Source organism: Archangium violaceum (assembly GCF_016887565.1).
GTDB lineage: Bacteria > Myxococcota > Myxococcia > Myxococcales > Myxococcaceae > Archangium > Archangium violaceum_B.
Genome location: NZ_CP069396.1, coordinates 7,229,951 through 7,248,574, shown reverse-complemented (window position 1 = coordinate 7,248,574; position 18,624 = coordinate 7,229,951). Strand labels below are relative to the sequence as shown.

Annotated in this window: 13 protein-coding genes; 8 read left to right on the top strand and 5 right to left on the bottom strand. The window is 66.6% G+C overall.

Annotated features, from left to right (window positions below; all coding sequences use genetic code 11):
* Window positions 1-13 precede the first annotated feature (13 nt).
* Complete coding sequence (locus JRI60_RS28730; RefSeq protein WP_204219080.1) at window positions 14-1,234, bottom strand: hypothetical protein; 1,221 nt, start codon at window positions 1,232-1,234, stop codon at window positions 14-16.
* Window positions 1,235-1,308: 74 nt separating this feature from the next.
* Window positions 1,309-3,027 carry an N-acetylmuramidase domain-containing protein gene (locus JRI60_RS28725; RefSeq protein ID WP_204219079.1) on the bottom strand — a complete coding sequence of 573 codons (1,719 nt, stop codon included), beginning with the start codon at window positions 3,025-3,027 and terminating at the stop codon, window positions 1,309-1,311.
* Window positions 3,028-3,200: 173 nt separating this feature from the next.
* Between JRI60_RS28725 and JRI60_RS28720 the strand changes: the two genes are divergently transcribed.
* The 3 genes from JRI60_RS28720 to JRI60_RS28710 all read left to right on the top strand — a co-directional run bounded on the left by JRI60_RS28720 (window position 3,201) and on the right by JRI60_RS28710 (window position 5,205).
* Window positions 3,201-3,782 (top strand): hypothetical protein, encoded by a 582-nt coding sequence (locus JRI60_RS28720; protein WP_239469766.1) that lies wholly within the window; start codon window positions 3,201-3,203, stop codon window positions 3,780-3,782.
* A 58-nt stretch (window positions 3,783-3,840) separates the two neighbouring features.
* Window positions 3,841-4,209 carry a hypothetical protein gene (locus tag JRI60_RS28715; RefSeq protein ID WP_204219078.1) on the top strand — a complete coding sequence of 123 codons (369 nt, stop codon included), beginning with the start codon at window positions 3,841-3,843 and terminating at the stop codon, window positions 4,207-4,209.
* A gap of 477 nt (window positions 4,210-4,686) precedes the next feature.
* On the top strand, window positions 4,687-5,205 hold the full coding sequence (locus JRI60_RS28710; protein WP_204219077.1) for a hypothetical protein: 519 nt from the start codon (window positions 4,687-4,689) through the stop codon (window positions 5,203-5,205).
* Window positions 5,206-5,254: 49 nt separating this feature from the next.
* Here the strand turns inward: JRI60_RS28710 and JRI60_RS28705 are convergent, their stop codons facing one another.
* Window positions 5,255-6,493 carry a DUF418 domain-containing protein gene (locus JRI60_RS28705; RefSeq protein ID WP_204219076.1) on the bottom strand — a complete coding sequence of 413 codons (1,239 nt, stop codon included), beginning with the start codon at window positions 6,491-6,493 and terminating at the stop codon, window positions 5,255-5,257.
* Window positions 6,494-6,676: 183 nt separating this feature from the next.
* On the opposite strand from JRI60_RS28705, the gene JRI60_RS28700 reads away from it, so the two are divergent.
* A complete protein-coding gene (locus JRI60_RS28700; RefSeq protein WP_204219075.1) occupies window positions 6,677-8,554 on the top strand; it encodes a hypothetical protein in 1,878 nt (625 codons plus the stop codon).
* A gap of 96 nt (window positions 8,555-8,650) precedes the next feature.
* Here the strand turns inward: JRI60_RS28700 and JRI60_RS28695 are convergent, their stop codons facing one another.
* On the bottom strand, window positions 8,651-9,370 hold the full coding sequence (locus JRI60_RS28695; protein WP_204219074.1) for a hypothetical protein: 720 nt from the start codon (window positions 9,368-9,370) through the stop codon (window positions 8,651-8,653).
* 455 nt (window positions 9,371-9,825) lie between these two features.
* Here JRI60_RS28695 and ileS point away from each other — a divergent pair, with 455 nt between their 5' ends.
* From ileS to JRI60_RS28680, 3 genes are all read left to right on the top strand, one after another.
* Window positions 9,826-13,566 carry an isoleucine--tRNA ligase gene (gene ileS / locus JRI60_RS28690; RefSeq protein ID WP_204219073.1) on the top strand — a complete coding sequence of 1,247 codons (3,741 nt, stop codon included), beginning with the start codon at window positions 9,826-9,828 and terminating at the stop codon, window positions 13,564-13,566.
* 14 nt (window positions 13,567-13,580) lie between these two features.
* Window positions 13,581-14,360: a ceramidase gene (locus JRI60_RS28685; protein WP_204219072.1), complete on the top strand. Its 780-nt coding sequence runs from the start codon at window positions 13,581-13,583 to the stop codon at window positions 14,358-14,360.
* Between the two features lie 137 nt (window positions 14,361-14,497).
* A complete protein-coding gene (locus JRI60_RS28680; RefSeq protein ID WP_239469765.1) occupies window positions 14,498-16,039 on the top strand; it encodes a right-handed parallel beta-helix repeat-containing protein in 1,542 nt (513 codons plus the stop codon).
* Between the two features lie 78 nt (window positions 16,040-16,117).
* Here JRI60_RS28680 and JRI60_RS28675 read toward each other — a convergent pair whose 3' ends face one another.
* A complete protein-coding gene (locus JRI60_RS28675) occupies window positions 16,118-16,765 on the bottom strand; it encodes a LysE family transporter (protein ID WP_204219071.1) in 648 nt (215 codons plus the stop codon).
* Between the two features lie 468 nt (window positions 16,766-17,233).
* On the opposite strand from JRI60_RS28675, the gene JRI60_RS28670 reads away from it, so the two are divergent.
* Window positions 17,234-18,529, top strand: a complete 1,296-nt coding sequence (locus tag JRI60_RS28670) for an ammonium transporter (protein WP_239469764.1) — start codon at window positions 17,234-17,236, stop codon at window positions 18,527-18,529.
* The last annotated feature ends 95 nt before the right edge of the window (window positions 18,530-18,624 follow it).

The window sequence follows — 18,624 nt, the reverse complement described above, 5'->3', positions numbered from 1 at the left end:
TTGGCTGGGATTGTCAGGGACCCTTCCGACCGACCTTCTTCGATGGCTGGAATGGCTGCCGCTTGTAGGCCACGAGCGACTGGGTGCCGATGGCCCACGTCTCCAACGCGCCGTGGTCCTTGAGGTTCTCCTTCCAGAGGGGCTCGAGCATGCTCTGACCGTTCGCGTCGTAGTGGGAGATGTACACGGGGTTGTCCTCGTCCTCCGGGATCATGTCCACGAGCTTCTGGGAGTCCTTGGCGTATTCCTTTGGCATCTCGTCCTGGGTGACACCGCGGAAGATGCTCGAGGACTTGCCGGGGATCAGCCCGTAGCCAGGAGTCGGCTGCTTGGAGACACCCGCCACGCTGGGGGAACCGTCCACCCGCATGAAGTAACCACCTTCGGTGATCGCCAGGTTGCGCGGCTCCACCGCCTTGTCGCAAGCCACGAGCAGGTGGACGTCCACGAAGGGGTGTTCGTTCTGCTCGTTCACGTAGTAGTCCCGCATCACGGCGTCCTTGAGGATCCTCGCGCCATGGTCGAGGCAGATCTCGAGACCGAACCGGATGTCATCCGTGTCGAGGACGTTGAACTTCCTGTCCTCTTTCTTTCCGAGGATGTCCTTGAACAGCGGATTCTTCTCGGCGCTCTTCTGCGGGTCCGCCTTGTCGGAGAGCGCGGCGGCGTGCTTGTGGATGCACGTGAAGGGCGCGTTCGTCGCCCCGCCCTTGAACATGAGGGCGGTGTTGAAGAAGACGTAGTCGTTGACGAGCCCGATCTTGACGGGCTCGCTCCAGAAGATGGTTCCGGGCACGAACAACCAGTCACGGTACTTCTCGTCGCTGAACATCTCGCGCAGCGTGGTGAGGATCTGCGTCATGGCATCCCGGGTGTAGGTGGCACCCGGGCCGATGCCTTTCTCCTGCGCTTCGTCGGTGTCGTTCTTGTCCGGCCGGAAGGTGAACTCGGGCGCCAGGAAGATCTTGAGGGTCTTGCTGTCGTCGGTGTTCGCGAGCTTCTGGCGTGCGAGCTCGACGACCCCGAGCAGACGCTTGAGCCGGGTCCGCTCGTCGAGCCGCATGTTGTTGGTGAAGATCGGGATGGGCTTGTTGGGGTCCTTCTCGTTGGGTCGCGTGGGGTTGAGCTCGGGTTCGTCCCCCGGCTTCGTCAGCTCCGAGGTGAAGTGCTCCCAGGTGATGAGCTGGAGGTGGGTGTAATTGCGAGCCACGTAGGGGTTTGGCTTCTTGGGCATGAGCGGCCTCCTGGCGGGTCGGAAGGTGAGACCCGTGGGGATTTCTTTCGGGCAATCCCCGCGGGTCCCCGACATCAGCGAGGCGAAGGGGGGGCGGGCCTCTCTCCGCCGGCGGCCGCGACGAGGCTCTCCTCCGCGCGGGCGAACATGTCCTGCGCGAGCCGCTCGCTGAAGCCGACCAGGAAGCACACCGCCATGTAGAGGTACATCTCCGATTCCGGATTCGCCGGTTTGAGGGGCAGCAGCCCTGATTTCAGCAACGTGAAGCAGAAGATCGCGCTGTACATGCCGATGACGGGCTTGAAGAAACCCAACATCACCATGGAGGTGCGGCTGGCGCCTCGCGGCTTGTCGAGATCCGCGAGCCGCATGAGGATGCTCACCACGCTGCCCATGGCGCCGCACAGTCCCACCAGCAACAGCATGCGGACGGGGAGACCGAAGAGCAGGGTGCTCTCGCTGGTCAGCACCTGATGCACGAAGGCGGCCGCTCCGTGGGAGACGAGCAGCAGCAGCCCCAGCCCGAGCACCACCTGCGTGGCGGGCGAGTTGGACCGCAGGAGGGGGAGTGGGCGCAGGGGGTAGAGCTGGTCCGCGAGCGCGGAGGCGACGCGCAGGCGGATGCCCCGCACGAACGCGAGGTTGGGCTGCTCCGACAGCAGCGCCGTGAGGCCCAGGTCGATGGACTGGACGGCCGTGGGGCCGAGGATCGGTGCGGCCTTGTCGCGCAGCGTCAAAAGGCTGGCGAGCTCCTTCTGGACGTCCTTGCTGAGCGGCTGAGCGAGTCGCTGACCGAGTTGCTCGGACAGCCGTGAGGGAAGCGGCGAGGCGTCCACCTTCGCGAGCACCTCTGGCGGAGCGGGCTCGGCGGGTGCCAGCGCCGTGGCCTCGGTGCTTCTCACCACCGGCGAAGGGGGGCGTGTGGCCAGCGCGAGGGCTGGCGCGGGGACCGGCGTGGGGGCCACGGGATCTTGCCGAGGGGGGAGCGCCATGCTCCGCAGCGGACCGGCGAGCTGCTGCCGCAGCAGCTCGAGGGTGGCCGGGTCGAAGCCGGAGGTGGTGGGCAGTTGATGCTGGCTCTGGAACCGGTTCAGGGCCGCCTTGGTGTGCGCTCCGAAGGCGCCATCCACGGTGCCCGGATCGAAGCCCAGGAACGTGAGCAGGAGCTGGCCCTCGCGCACGCTCAGGTCCGGCAAGGAGTGGGTGGACAGGTGCTGGTAGGCCGCCGCCAGCTTCTTGTCGTACTGGTTCTTCGCGTAGCCCGCGCCGTTGTAGCCGTGAGCGAACGCGGCCCAGTCATGGTCGCGCAGGGCCTTGTCCAGGCCGTTGTGCTGGATGAACGCCGCCATGGCCGCGAGCTGCTCGTCCTCGGAGGCCATCATCCGGCTGACGAACTGCTCGACGGAGCCGTAGCCCAGGTCGTTGGCGTGGTACCCCATCACCTGGCCGAGACCCCACGAGGCGCTCTCGAGCGCGGCCCGCTCGTCGAGCGCCAGGGCCCGTTCGAGCCGCTCGTACTCGGCGGCCCCCCAGGAATAGCCTCCTGCCTGGGGGTTGCTGATGTCGGGGGCCTGCGTGTCGTAGCGGCCGTGGGTCCTACGGCTGAAGACGTGGCGCTCGAAGAGGATGGCGGGCCGGCGGTCCGCGAAGAAGCCACAGCCCTGGGTCTCGATCTGGAGCACAGCCCAGAGCTCGGCGGGGTGTACGGAGAGTTTGTCGGCGCAGGACTGGATGCCCTGGGCGGTGAGGGGGGTGGCTGCTCCGGTGAACCGGGTTACGTCGTGATTTCCCATGGATCGTCGCCTCTTTTTCCATGGGACACGTGAGGGGGGTGGATCGGGCAAGGCGATGCCTCCTGGTGAACGGCACCAGGACATGCGGCTGGTTCCGCCGAGGTCGGTCGTTCTAGACCTGGGCTCGCCCCGGCCCGAGGTGGGCGCGAGGGCCGTTGACAAGGAGGGGGACGATGCTCTACCGCCATTTCGGCCGTTCCGGCTGGCGGGCTTCGCGGATCCTGCTCGGCATGGCGGGAGCGATGCACCCTGTAGGTCTGACGAGATGGGTGGCTCTGCTGATCGCTGTGGCAACGACCAGCCTCGGATGTGCCCACACACAGCCGCCAGAGCGCAATGTCTACGTCATTTCCGAGGACGCGAGCGGAGTTGGCTCCAGCGTCGAGGGCGGAACAGGCGGGGCTGGCGCTGACGCCTACTGTAGCGAAATGGAAAAGAAGTGCTTCAGAACATGCTGGAGACGGAAGCCCAACATTTCGAGCATCGATAAGGGCTCTGGCAAGCACCATGAACACTGTACCAAAACGTGCCGCGAAGAGTTCATGAGGTGCGTCAAAGAACAGGAGGAACTGGAGCGTCAGGAGTTACAGAGGAAGGAACTTCATTTTCCAACTATCGACGCTGCGCTCGACTGGCTCAGGGAGCACAAGACCGAGGTTGCGGTTGGAACGATCGTCATCGTCGCGGGCGTGGCTGCTGCCCCTTACGTCGTTGCCATAGCAGCGGGTGGCGCGCTGATCTTGGCTCCACTGTGAGCTGATAGCAGAATTGGGTGATGATATGGCATCCACTTCAGACTTCGATTTGGAGGAAATGCTCCTCGTTCTGAATCCCTTCATCGAGAGTCATGCGGAGGGATCGAAAGAGAGGGAGGCATTCAAGCTTGCTCAGGCTGCGATGCTCTATATCCGTGACAACAAGAAGGAGGATGATTTTGCCAGGTATTATAAAAGATTCTCCGATACGTCATTCACGGTCGAAGTGTCTCACGAGTTCGCGACGCGAGCGGAAGCGGACCAGTGGCTTGCCAGCGGGAATGCCAAGGACTCCGAACGTGTGAAGATCGCTGGCAAGGGCTTCATGGCTGTTGAAGTGACAGGAAAGCTGAGGCTCATGGTGGCGCCTCTCCCGGAAGAATTGGAAACGGATGAAGAATGGAAGGAGGACCCCGAATCACCGTGAGAATCGTCGCCCCAGTAGCTCCGCGAGTGGTGCGCCGCATTTGTGGATCCCGCGAGGCTGCTGCGGAACAGCAGCCCGCGGGCCAGTGGGCCGATCTTTGTGTGGATGACTCGTTCTGTTGAGAACTGTTGACTTCTGGACAGTCTGCGGTAGCGGGACAGGGGGGGCGGTAGCCCTGTCGGCTCGTCCGTGAAGCCGTCTGGCACGGAGGTGAGCCGGAAATCTTCCGAAACGAACCCTTCACCGTGCCAACACCTGCCCGAAATACCGTGAGGGCAACATGTCCACGGCTCCCGCCCGCGGAGCGCGGCGGATTCGGGGCGAAGCCCCTCGTTTCGGAGAGATCCCATGCAGCGAAAGATGTTGTTGTGCTTGTGCCTGGCAATCTCGCTTGCCGCTTGCGCCGGAGCCGACACTGCCCAACGCCCGCCCGAGCACGGCCCCCAGGCACCGCCCGAGATCAAATCCTCCCTGGCCGTGCTGATCGAGCACCGCGCCGAGCTGGCTCTTACCACCGAGCAGATTGGCTGGTTGCAGAAGCGGGACGAGCAGCTCCAGGCGGAGAACGCCCCGCTCAAGAAGAAGGTCGCGGAGTCCTTCGGCCGCAGGGGAGAGGGCGGAGGGTTCAGGGGCGGTGGTCATAGGGGCGGCAGGGGCGGTAGCGGCATGGGAGGAGGAATGGGGGGCGGTCACATGGGAGGAGGAATGGGTGGTGGGATGGGCGGAATGGGTGGTGGCAGGGGCGGCCCGGGCGCCGAGGGCGGTGGACATGAGGGCAGCGGCCAGAACAGGGAGGCGATGCGCGAGCGGATGGCGCAGGCCCGGTCCGCGATGCACGAGATGCAGGACAACGACACCCGCGCCTACAACGAGGCGGAGGCGCAACTCACCGATGCGCAGAAGCCCCGGGCACGGGAGCTCATCTCGCAGGAGCGCGAGAAATTGCTCCAGCAGCGAGAGGCCATGCGCAAGCAGATGAATGGCGAGGGTGCTTGAGCATCCGCCAACTCCCGCTCAGCGTTTTCGTGTCTCCCGTGAATGGACCTCAGTCCACGCCGGACAATGCCGTCGCCGCATGACGTCGCAGCTCCGGCCGTCGTCCGTACGTCAACCAGCGCCAGAGCCATTCCATCGGTCCATAACGGAAACGCGCCAGCCAGAAATGGCTGATGAGGAGCTGTGCGGCGAAGATGACGGCCCACGCTCCCCACCAGCCGGCCACGCCCCAGCGCGGACCGATGCCGACGCCAATCCCGTAGAAAAACGCCACGCCGAGCACGCTCTGCGTCAGATAGTGCGTGAGCGCCATGCGGCCTACCGGCGCGAGGACGCATAGTCGCCGCTTCCAGGCGGGTCGTGGGAACAGCAGTGCGAAGCCAGTGGCATACGCAATGCCCAACGCCAGCGGACCCACACGCAACAGCACGCGGATGACGAGCTTGCCGGCTTCGCGGTCCAACAGCGGATAGGACTCGCGCAACGCGGCCTGCACGAAGGACAGCGACGTCACCGCGATACCGATGGCGAGGCTCCACCAGAAGACGCGGCGGAGCAGCGCCTGATGGCGCTCCGGGTATTGCAACAAGCCGCGACGCCCGGCCCAGTAGCCCAGGAGGAAGCGACCCAGCACGAAGAACACCAACGGCCAGTTGGAGACGCGCGCCCAGCTCGCGACGCGGATGTTCTCGTGCAGCGTGTCCGGCCACGACACCGACGAGAACGCCCGCAGCGCACCCGCATAGACCTCCGGCTGTCTGGGCATCTCTGGCAGCCATGCGCGTATCCAAGGCGACAGGAGTGGTGGCAGCAGCGTGATGACGAGACCGCTGATCAACAGCACACGATCGGAGGCGCGGCGGACCGGCACCATCAGCAGGCCCACCACCGCATACGTCAGCAGGATGTCGCCCCACCAGACGAAATAGCCGTGGACCAGCCCCATGCCCGCCAGCACGAGCAGGCGCCGCACGTAACGCGGCAGGCCGTCCGCGCCGCGCGCTTCGGCACGTTCCAGTTGGAGCGCGAACCCGAGTCCGAACAGCAGCGAAAACAGGGTGATGAACTTGCCGTTGACCAGCAACTCCATTCCGCGCATCGCCACCCCATCGAAGCCCGCGGTGGGGAGCACGGCGCGAGCCGGTTCGGGGAGGAATTCGTAGAGCGTGAGCGACGCCAGGTTGACCATCAGCACGCCAGCGAGCGCGAATCCGCGCAGGGCATCGATCAGCTCGTGGCGTTCGTCGGCCGATGCGGGGACGGGGACGTGCGGATGTGATTCAGTCACGCGACGAGACTAGCCGAACACGGAGTCCGGCGATCGCCGCACTCACGGTGCGAGCCGGGTTGCGAGCAAGTTCGTGACGAGGGGACACGCGCTCTTGGGAGGAGATCGCTCCGCCTGATTTCCGTCCGTCCTCCCATCGGGAATGGCATTGTGCTCCTGAACCCTCAAGGAGACCTTCATCTCGTGAAACACATTCCCCTGTTCCTCGTCGCGTCGCTCGCGGTCTCCACCGTGGCTCGCGCGGGGGACCCCCAGGGCATGCTCTCGATGTGCCAGCAAGACGCGCGAACCGCCGTGCGCCGATTGCAGAAGGGCGGCCCCGCCGAGGGCGCCTCCATGTTCCGTACCATCGAGGAGGTCTGCATCCGGGGGAACATGGCCCCCGCGATGCGGGAGCTGCCCGGGTACGCGGACGTCCTCCGTGATTACGAGGAGGCGAAGCGGCTGATGCAGGCCGCGGAGGATGCGGTGGCGGCGACGAGCCCGGGCGGGGACAAGAAGTCGGTGAGCGCGCGCTGGGAGGCGAAGCCAAAACGCTGCCGGACCACGGACGAATGGGATGCGGCAGCGGGAATCCAGCCCGAGAAGAACAAGGGCGCCGCGCACATCTCCGGGCAGCCGAGCCCCGCCTCTGGCCGCATCACGTGGGGGATGTTCTTCCAGCGTTCGTCGAACGGCAGCCCTTTCGATCATGCCGGCCCGGACGACTACCTGGCGAGACTCGCCTGTGGTTATGACGTGGAGGGGGTGGACCCCTCCTTCAGCAAGTACCAACTGTGGAGCGGAAAGCTCCCCGAGGGGGACCCGCGCCGGCTTCTCGCCCGGGAACTCCAGACGGGGGCGTCCGACTCTCCCCGAGGCACGCTCTACCGCCTGGCGTTGATGTTCCACTGCTACGCCTCCACCGAGTGGAAGGTGCCTGACTCCTATGGCACCTATGTCCACTGTGCCGAAGCCTTGGGGACGACGGTCCCCACGCAGGCCGAGGTCGAGGCGGCCTCCGAGGCCGTCTTCCCCGGACGCGCCTGGGAGAAGGCGAACCTCGTGTACGTCGCGCAACGCACGCTCGAGGCGCGGGAGGAGGTGGTGGCCGCCTTCACGCGGCTGGAGGCACAGGCTCCCCGGATGAAGGCCATCTTCCGCGACTCGGCCGACGCGGCGCGCCGCGTTCACGCCGAGTTCCTCGTGCGCTACGCGGAGGCGCTGCGGACACTGGAGCCCATGACGGCCGAGGCGCTGCGGCGCGGGGCTCACGAGGGGATGCCCGCCGACTGCGAGGAGAAGCTGCTCTCCCTGCGGGCCTCACTCGAGGCCGAGCTCCAGCCGAAGGACGAACAGGGCGTGCGAGAGCTGCGCACCGGCCATCCCCTCGGGTACCAGATCACCGAGGCGCTCACCGCCTGTTACCTGGTGCGCGGCCACCTCGCGCGCGCGAAGCTGGAGGCGGAGAACCTCATCAAGGGCTCGCGCCGGGTGACCGAGGAGGAAAAGGTCTTCTACGCGCGCCTGAATGCGCGGTGGCAGGCCAAGCGGGATCTGCCGACGAAGGAGCAACGCGTGCAGGCCATCCCCAACTGGGAGGCCATCGACGACCTGCCCCAGGTGCCCGAGACCCAGAGCGCCTCGAACGATCTGGCGGAACAGGTGCGAGGCATGCAGGCCTCCATCTCGACCATCGGCAATGTCGAGGAAATGCCCGCGGTGGTGGTGTCGAAGCGCGAGACCCCGGAAGGCGTGTGGATCACCTTCAAGAAGTTCACGAAAACCTACCGGGATGTCGTGTGTGAGAACAGCGACGAGTTCCTGCGCTTCAGCGTCGTGGGCCGGAGCGTCCGGCCCGTCTTCCGCAAGACGTGCAAGGATGTCGGGCCCATGAAGAAGCACACCTTCCAGGCGGAACCGGTGCTCCTGTCCAAGGCGGAGGCCGACCTCGTGCAGAAGGGCATGCAGCTCGAGGCGCTCGTCAACCAGAACGATCCGGCGGATTCGGTGCTCGTGAACCTCTGGAAGCAACAGGGGTCCAAGCAGCCGCTGGTGCTCGACGGCATCCGCCTGCGTTGAGGTGAGGTGCTCACGGTGGAATGGGGAGGAGTCTGGTAGGACTCCTCCCTCGCGACCGTGCACCTCCTTGTCGCGGGAACCCGCCCTGATATCCCCTCATTCATCCTTGCGGACGCAACCAGTCTTTGCAGTGATTTCCGCTGGACATTTGACCCGACGGAAGGTCACGGTAGGATTATCCGCGTTTTGAAACCAACCGAATCGCCAGTTACAACCTGCCTGTAAAGCGGCCGGCAACTTGGAGCATTCGGCTTGACTGCTGATACCGCCGTATCTGGCCCCCCAACCATCGGCTGGAGCATTATATTGGGCCTGACAACCGTTAAAAAGACCAACACCACCGCCAGGAATCAGTAAAGCGAATTGGTTCGAACCTAAATCCGATGCTGTGTTGACCACCTGGGCCACGAACGTCTTGCCGCTCACGGGTCCGCTGGTGAATTGCAATGCGTAACAAGCGCAAGACGTATCGCTTTCCGGTTTGCCGACCAAATTCGCCGCGGCAAATCCATACGATAGCTTTTCATTCACAGTCCACGGTTGAGGCGACTCGCACATGAAACTGGTGCCACCAGCCTGGCAACCGCTTAGCTGATTCGGATCGATCGCTGTTTTGCCGTCTTTGGCGCAAGATTTGACCGGACCAGTTTTGACTGAAGCTTTTCCAGGCCACGAACCGCTTGGCTTGCAACAATCCCAGTAGCGGGTCGTTTTGCCATTTGCTGAAGCGGATAAATAAGTAAAAGATGGCGATGTTGCGGCCTCCGCCTCAGGAGCGATCACGCTGCAGCCGGGCAAGAGGACGAGCGCCGTCATTACAATCATCGTTCGCCGAAGGGTAATCCCGTTACCAATGTTTAGCATGCTTGTGATGGAAACACGACAGTGGGCGAGTGTCAAGGAGTGGCGCTGTGCCCCCGCGCTTCGCACGTGAGCTTGGTTCGAGTTTCGCACTTTGGTCGAAGCTCAAGCGACTGCCTTCAAGGAGCCGGGCAGTAACAGGAGGAGGTTTTGTCGACCCTGTTTGTCCTGTGGGTTTGCGGAAATGGTGGCACGCAGACAGGAATAGCGCAGGGGGGTGAGCATGTCGGCGAAGGAGGGACGCACCTTGTGCCGATTCGGGGACACTCATGGTGCATGGCGGCGCCGAAAACCTTCAGCCCGTGTTCGCGAGCCAGGGTAGGACCAAGGTGATGCAGGGTGGACACGGGCGCCGGGCCGTCACGAAAGGGCCTACACCCGGGCGCGGCAGGTGCTATCACTCGGCCGCCATGTCCCAGTCCACCGGCCCCCTGTTCGCCACCGTTCCCAACGAGATCGACTTTCCCGCCGACGAGCGCCGCATCCTCGCCTTCTGGAAGGAGCGCAGGATCTTCGAGCAGACGCTCCAGGGCCGGGACGACGCTCCCGCCTTCGTCTTCTACGAGGGTCCGCCCACCGCCAACGGTCTGCCCCACAACGGCCACGTCCTTACCCGTGTCATCAAGGACCTGTTCCCGCGCTACAAGACCATGCGCGGCTACCGCGTCCCCCGCAAGGCCGGCTGGGACACCCACGGCCTCCCCGTCGAGGTCGAGGTCGAGAAGGAGCTGCGCATCCACGGCAAGGCGGAGATCGAGCGCTACGGCGTGGAGCCCTTCACCGAGCGCTGCATCGAGTCCGTCTTCCGCTACACCAACGAGTGGGAGCGTCTGACCGAGCGCATCGGCTTCTGGGTGGACCTCCCCGATGCCTACGTCACCTACCACCGCGGCTACGTGGAGAGCGTCTGGTGGGCCCTGGCCGAGCTGTTCCGCAAGGGCCTGCTCTATCGGGGGCACAAGATCGTCTGGTGGTGGCCCCAGGGTGGCACCGCGCTGAGCTCCGGCGAGGTCGGCATGGGCTACCGCACCGTGGACGACCCCAGCGCCTATGTCGCCTTCCCCCTGCGCGACTCGCCCGACACCGCGCTCCTCATCTGGACCACCACGCCCTGGACGCTCCCGTCCAACATGTTCGCCGCCGTCAACCCCACGGTGGACTACGTCACCGTCGACGCCGGTGACCGCAAGCTCATCATCGCCGCCGCCCTGCGCGAGGAGCTGGCCAAGAAGCTCAAGAAGGACCTGCCCGTCCTCCAGACGCGCAAGGGCAGCGAGCTGGTGGGTCTGCGCTACTCGCCTCCCTATGACGTGTACTTCCAGCGCGTGGGCAACACGGAGCTGCCGCTCGCGGGCGGGGGCTCGGACACGCCCGCCTGGCGCGTCATCGGCGCGGACTTCGTCACCCTCTCCAGCGGCACGGGCATCGTCCACGTCGCTCCGGCCTTCGGCGAGGACGACTACGAGGCCTTCCGCCACGAGCGCACCCGCTTCGCGAAGCCCGAGGCCCTGGAGATGTTCTGCGCCATCCGCCCGGACGGCACCTTCTCCGAGGACTTCCCCCAGCTCACCGGCCGCTTCGTCAAGGACGCGGACAAGGAGATCCAGCGCGAGCTCAAGGAGCGCGGCCGGATGCTCCTCGTCGAGCAGTACCGCCACGAGTACCCGTTCTGCTGGCGCGCGGATGACGACCCGCTCATCCAGTTCGCCCGGCCCGCCTGGTACATCCGCACCACGTCCGTGAAGGACAGGGCCATCGCCAACAACCGCGCCGTCAACTGGGTCCCCGAGCACATCAAGGAGGGCCGCTTCGGCGACTTCCTCGCCAACAACGTGGACTGGGCCCTCTCCCGCGAGCGCTACTGGGGCACGCCCCTGCCGCTCTGGGTGCACTCGGAGACGGGCGAGGTGGAGGCCATCTCCTCGCTCCAGGCCCTGCGCGAGAAGCCCGGCAGCAACCTGGCCGCCGTGGAGGCCGAGCTCAAGGCCTTCATCGCCCGCAAGCCCGGTGCCACCAGCGCCGAGCACCTCATCGTCCACAAGCCGTGGATCGACAAGGTCACCTACGAGAAGCCCGGCACCCCCGGCCGCTTCGTGCGCGTGCCCGAGGTCGTGGACGTGTGGTTCGACTCGGGGTGCATGCCCTTCGCCCAGTGGGGCTACCCCCACGCGCCCGGCTCGCGCGAGAAGTTCGCCCAGGCCTTCCCCGCCGACTTCATCTCCGAGGCCATCGACCAGACGCGTGGCTGGTTCTACTCGCTGCTGATGATCAGCACGCTCGTCTTCGACGAGGAGACGCAGCGGCGCGAGGGCCTCACCCCCGAGCGCGGCTGGCCCATTCCGTACAAGAGCTGCATCGTCCTGGGCCACGTCTCCGACAAGGAGGGCAAGAAGGAGTCCAAGTCCAAGGGCAACTACACCCCGCCGGAGATCATCCTCGACGAGGTGCGGATGGACTTCGCCGTGTTGGATGACAAGGCGGCGGGTGTCCCCGGTGTGGCTGGCGAGGCGCTCATCGCCCGCGAGGACCTAGAGGGTCTGGACATCCAGGAGGGCTCGAAGGTGCAGATCTTCCGTCCGAACGCGGCGGACAAGGCCCTCACCCTCACGGTGAAGGTGCACAAGAAGCTCAAGCGGCGCGTGGTGCTGCTGGCGAAGAAGGACCTGGAGGCGCTGGGCGTGGCGCCCTCGGCGCGCGGCGCGGACGTCATGCCGGTGGAGGTGCCCCGGCTGGCTCTCACCGAGCGCGTGGTGCTCAAGGATCCGGCCAGCCGGGCCCCGGGCGCGGACGCCTTCCGCTGGTTCTTCTTCGCCGCCAGCCCCACCTGGTCCAACACGCGCCACTCGCTGAGCAACGTGCGGCTCCTGCAGAAGGACTTCCAGGTCAAGCTGCGCAACGTCTACTCGTTCTTCACCATCTACGCGAACATCGACGGCTTCTCGCCGGCCCGCGGCAACCCGGACTCCTCCGAGGTGCCCTGGCTCGCCATCCGCAAGAGCACCGGCTGGCGCGAGCCGAAGCAGCGCACCGTGCTGGACCGGTGGATCCTCTCCGAGGTGCAGCTCGCCCTGCGCGACGTCACCCGGTCGCTGGACACCTACCAGGTCTACGAGGCCGCCCAGCGGCTGGTGGCGCTGGTGGACGCCCTCTCCAACTGGTACCTGCGCCGCAGCCGCGAGCGCTTCTGGGGTCCGGGCCTGGAGCAGGACAAGCTGGACGCCTACTTCACCCTGTACGAGGCGCTCACCACCATCACCGCGCTGTCGGCGCCCTTCATTCCCTTCTTCGCCGAGGAGATGTGGAGCAACCTGGTGCGCCGGCCCTGGCCCACGTCCCAGCCGGAGAGCGTCCACCTGGGCCGCTTCCCCGAGCCGGACACGCGCCTCATCGACGAGGGGCTCTCCACGGAGATGGGCGCGGTGCGCGAGCTGGTGTCCCTGGGCCTCAAGGTCCGCACGGACAACAAGCTCAAGGTGCGCCAGCCCCTGTCCCACGCGGACGTGATGCTGTCGCGCCGGGAGCTGCAGGAGCGCGTGGCCGTCTACAAGGACCTCATCGCCGACGAGCTGAACGTCCACGAGGTGCGCTTCCTGGAGGCGGGTCAGGAGGCGGACGTGGTGCGCTACAAGGTGAGGCCCAACCTGCGCGCGATGGGCAGCCGCCTGGGTCCCAAGCTGGCCCCGGTGCGCAAGGCGTTCGACGCCGCCGACAGTCGGGCGCTCCAGCGCGAGCTGGCGCGGGAGGGCAGGGTGGTGCTCACCGTCGAGGGTGAACAGATGGTGTTCCCCTCCGAGGAGCTGGAGGTGCTGGTGGAGGCCAACCCCGGCTACGCCGCCGCTGGCGCGGGCGTGGGCGTGGTGGTGCTCCACACCGAGCTGACCGAGGCGCTCGTGGACGAGGGCCTGGTGCGCGAGCTGCTCGCCCGGGTGCAGGCGGCGCGCAAGGACATGGCGCTCGGCTACACGGACCGCATCCGCCTCTGGGTGGACGGTGACGCGCGGGTGCGCAAGGTGACTCAGGAGGCGAAGGAGTCCATCTCCCGCGAGACGCTCGCTTCGGAGCTGCACGTGGGCCCCGAGGGCCTCACCGGCAAGGAGGAGGAGTTCAACCTCAACGGCCTGCCCGCGCGCCTGCGCGTGGAGCGCGCCTGACACGGGCACCCACCATGGGCTTCTGGGGACCGAACACGGCGACGGTGGACTGGTGCGAGACAAACTACGAGCACCTCCACTACGTCTGTGAGCTGTTCAACTCGGTCTCCAGTCTGGCCATGGTGCTCGCGGGCGTGCTTGGCATCGCGCTCCACCACCGCGTGCTGGAGCGCCGGTTCATGCTCGCGTTCGCGATGGTGTCGGTGGTGGGGCTCGGGAGCATCGCGTTCCACACGACGCTCCTCTTCCAGTACCAGATGCTGGACGAGCTCCCGATGCTCTACCTCGCCCTCGTGATGGTCTACATCCTGGTGGAGAACCGCCCCGAGCGTCGGTTCGGGTTGGGGTTCCCCCTCGCGTTGCTCGGCTACGCGGTGCTCTCGACGTATCTCTCCGCCTTCACGCGGGGGCGCCTCCAGTTCTTCCTCTTCCAGGCGAGCTTCGCGTCACTCGAGTTCTTCGCGCTCGCACGCGTCTACCTCATCCATCGCCGGAGTCAGGACGTGGCCGCGAGGCGTGTCTTCCAGCTCGGCATCGGCGCCTATGCGCTCGCCATCGTCCTCTGGCTGAGTGACATCCAGTTCTGTCCCACGCTCAATGAGGCGCTCCCCGCACATGGCATCCCCAACCCGCAGTTCCACGCGTGGTGGCATGTGCTCGTGTCCTGTGGGTTCTACGCGCTCCTGATGGTCATCGCCCATGACCGGTTGAAGACGCTCGGGCAGGCGCCTCGGCTGCGATTCGCCGCTGGAGTGATTCCGCTCGTGCGGGGCTCCAGTGGCTCCACTGTGTGATGCCCGACCTTGCGAGTGTGAAGGGCGTCCCGTGTCGCCCAGTGTGCTACTTCACCTCAGGGCATCCCCCTTGTTGCCTGCCTTGCTCGTGGCGACTTTCGGCGCCGCGACAGGGTCTGTGAGGGGGAGGGCACCGGGTGAAGCCAGGAGAGCGTGGCGGGAGAAGCCTCAAGGGCGCATGCGGAGTGTTCACCTGTCTGCTCCTGCTCGCCTGTGAGCCGGAGATACCCGTGGCCCGGGTGTTGCCGCCGACTCCCGAGGCGGAGCAGCCGCCCCTTCAGGATGGGCAACCGCCACCCCAGGCGGGGCAGCCGCCCCCTCCGGTGCAGCCGCCTCCCCCGGATGAGCCCACGCCGTCGGATCCACCCCCGGCGGAGCCGCCACCGCCGGAGCCCTCGGGCCGGAGCTGGTACGTGAGCACGAAGGGGTCCGATGGGGCAAAAGGCACCCGTGAGGCACCGCTCCGCACCATTGGCCGGGCGGCGGCGCTCGCGAGCCCGGGTGAGGTCATCCGGGTGCTCCCGGGGGTGTACCCGGAGGAGCTCGTCCTCGAGTCCCGGGGCTCGGGGGTCGCCCCCATCACCTTGCGCGGAGAGGGCTCGCCCCGTCCCACCCTCGCCCCGGCCGACAGGGCCCGGAGCACGGTCATCCGCGTGCGAGGGCGTTGGACCCTGGACAACCTGCAGATCGACGTCGGTGGCGCCCCGATGTTCGCCGTGATCTTCGACAGTGGCGCCAGCCAGTCCGTCCTGTCCGGGAGCGAGCTGAAGAGCGGGACGACCAGCGCGGGCGTGCTCGTGGACGGCGCGCGGGATATCACCCTCCTGCGCAACACCATCCACCACTTCAACAAGCCTGGAGATGACTCCCATGGCGTGGTGGTGGTGGGCCCGTCACGGAACATCACCCTCCGGGACAACGACATCCATCACAACTCGGGAGACTCCATCCAGTGCCAGGCGGGCAGTGCTCCCGCGGAGGGCGTGCTCATCGAGGGCAACACGCTGCACGACGAGGGCGAGAACGGGGTGGACATCAAGCAGTGCCATCGCGTCACCGTGCGCGACAACGTCCTCTTCGGGTTCCCCAACACGGCGATCCGCCCGAGCGGCTCCTCGGCGGGAGAGGCGGTGCTCATCCAGCAGTTCGCCCGCGACATTCTCGTCCAGGGCAACTCCATCTCCCGCGCGGGCCGCGGCGTCTCCGTGCTGGGCGGCGACTCGCCCCCCGAGAACGTGTCGGTGATGGACAATCACCTCCAGGAGATCCGCAACATCCCCGAGGGCAACGGCCAGGGCATCCGCATCGAGAGCGCCAGGAACGCGAGGGTGGAGGGCAACCTCGTCGAGGGCACGGCCAGCTACGGGCTGATGCTGGCCGCCGATGGGAGGGTGATCACCGGACTCGTCGTCAGGAACAACACCGTGCGGAGCGGCTCGCAACGGCTGTTGCTCAGGCTGGGGGATGCGCCCTTCCGCCCGGGGCTCCTCATGCAGGAGAACCTCTATGCCTCCGATGGCATCCTGAAGGCCGATGCCGTGACGGACAGGCTCGACGGAGACCTCGTTCGCTTCCTGGAGGATTTCCCCGGGGACCGGCTCACCCTCTCCTCGCAGGAGAAGCTCGAGGTGTGGCAGCAGGTGATCGGCGTGGATCAGGGGTCCGGGCTGCTGGAGTGAGCGCCCGGGGTCCGGGTCTTCAGCGGTGCGACCCGTGGTGCACCTTTTCGAGCCCGACTCGATGGTGGTTGGCATGGCTCACGGCTCCAGCGGGATGAAGCTCTCCCGGATGAAATCGAGCCCGGTGAGGAGTCCTCCCACGAGGAGCAGCAGACCCATGGCCCGCACCAACCAGGTCAGCACGTGGCGTGGGAAGTGGCCCTCGTGGCGCCGGAGCAGGCCGACGAACAGCAGCTCCCAGCAGGCCACCCCCGCGCCCGCGGCGGCACCGAAGGGAAGCGCGAGCAGCCCGGAGAAGACGACGACCTGCCGTGAGTAGAGGAACGCCACCGCCGTGGTCCAGGTCGCCAGCAGGGTGGGATTCAGCGCGGCGATGGTGAAGCCGAGCAGCCAGCTTCCGAGGCGCCGCTCCTGCTTGGGGGGTGCCTCGTCCCTGGGGCTCCACCGGGTGAAATGCACCCCGAGCACGGTCAACACGAGCGCGCTCAATCCGTGTGACAGCGGGAGGATGATGGGGTGCTTCGCGAGGAAGGTGGAGAACCCCCAGAAGGCCACGGCGGCGTAGAGCGCCACCGCCAGCGCGGCTCCCAGGCCGATGCGGAGGGCCGCGCCGTACTGCTTCCGCACGCTCGTGGAGAACACCATCAACGCGATCGGGCCGGCCAGGGGCATGGAGCCGATGAATCCGAACGCGAAGGCCACGAGAGAGAGGAGGAGGGTGTTCATCGTTTCCTGAAGCGGAAGCACCACGAGAGGGCGTCTGTCTGTCTGGCCGCCTGGTCTTCTTCTCCCCCGAGAGAGGGCTCCACTGCATCCTACAATTTCGTAGCTTCAAACCACGCGGGCGACAAAATTGTAGGAGGGAGGCGGGGGCGGCTCTCCTCGCCCGTCAGGTGTGGCGGTGCCGTGAGCACTCCCGAGGGGCGCGATCCACTCTCAGTGAATCCTACGAATTTGTCGGTTCGCGAGAGGGAGCCTACAAACTTGTAGGTCCGGTGGGCGTCGTTCGCGGCCGAAGGATGGACAGTTCCTGCTCCAGAATTCCATTGGATTTCAATGGGATACGCCATCTCCCTCCGGCGGGGTGCGCTCTGGCCCGCCCGTTGCATTGTTCCCGCGCCGTGCGGGCCCACGAGGCCCATCGACTGTGAGGTGATGATGTCAGGCGGAATCGTCGGAGCCGATGTGGCGTGGGTGTTGGTCGCGAGTGCGCTGGTGATGCTGATGGTCCCGGGTCTGGCGCTCTTCTACGGGGGCATGGTGCAGGGCAAGAACGTGCTCTCCACCCTCATGCACAGCTTCGGCGCTCTGGCGGTGGTCACCGTGGTGTGGGCGCTGTGGGGCTATTCGCTCGCTTTCGGGGAGAGCCAGGGCGGCCTCATCGGAGGCGCCACGCACCTGTTCATGAAGGGGGTCGGGCAGGAGGCCAAGGGCACGCTGCCTCATATCCTCTTCTTCCTCTTCCAGGGCACCTTCGCCGCCATCACGCCCGCGCTCATCAGCGGTGCGTACGCCGAGCGGCTCAAGTTCTCCGCCTTCCTCCTCTTCACGGTGCTCTGGGCGACGTTCGTGTACGCGCCCGTGGCGCACTGGGTGTGGGCCGCGGACGGCTGGCTGCTGAAGCTGGGCGCGCTCGACTTCGCCGGTGGCGCCGTGGTGCACCTGACCAGCGGTGTCTCGGCGCTCGTGGTGGCGCTCGTGGTGGGCCGCCGCAAGGGCGCCCGTCAGCCCCCGCATAACCTCGCCTTCACCCTGTTGGGCGCGGGGCTCCTCTGGTTCGGCTGGTTCGGCTTCAACGCGGGCAGCGCGCTCGCGGCCAACGAGCTTGCCGCCGTCGCCGCGACCAACACCCACCTGGCGGCCGCCGCCGGCGCGGTGGCGTGGGGCATCGTGGATCTGATCCGCCTGAAGAAGGTGACCGCCCTGGGCGCCGCCAGCGGGCTCGTGGCGGGTCTGGTGGGCATCACCCCGGCCGCCGGCTTCGTCGCCCCCATGGGCGCGCTGGCCATCGGCCTGCTGGCCGGCGCGGTCTGCTACGGCGGCGTCCTCCTCAAGGAGCACTTCCGCTACGACGACGCCCTGGATGTCGTCGGTGTTCACGGCGTGGGCGGTGCGCTCGGCGCCCTGCTCACCGGCGTGTTCGCCACCGTGGCCGTCAACCCGGCGGGTGCCGATGGCGTCCTCGCCGCCGGCAACTGGGCGCTGCTCGGCAAGCAGGCCCTGAGCATCCTGGCGGTGGCCGCCTTCTCCGCGCTCCTCACCTTCGTCCTCCTCAAGGTGGTGCAGGCGGTGGTGGGGCTGCGCGTCGACGACGAGGCCGAGTTCGAGGGGCTGGATCCCCACGTCCATGGCGAGCGCGCCTACCACACCGGCATGTCGCTGGGCAGCGGCCACGGCCACGGCTCGTCGGCGCCTCGCGAGGTGCCTTCCGCTCAGGCCAGCGCCTCCGAGAAGGCTCCCCTCAGCGCCGAGCCCGCGATGGAGGGGTGAGCCCCCCCGGGGGTGTTGGTCAGCCCCTCGGAGGTGAGGGGCTGAACGGATCCCCCACATGTCGCTTGCGGCACCCCTCTGGAGCGGACGATTCT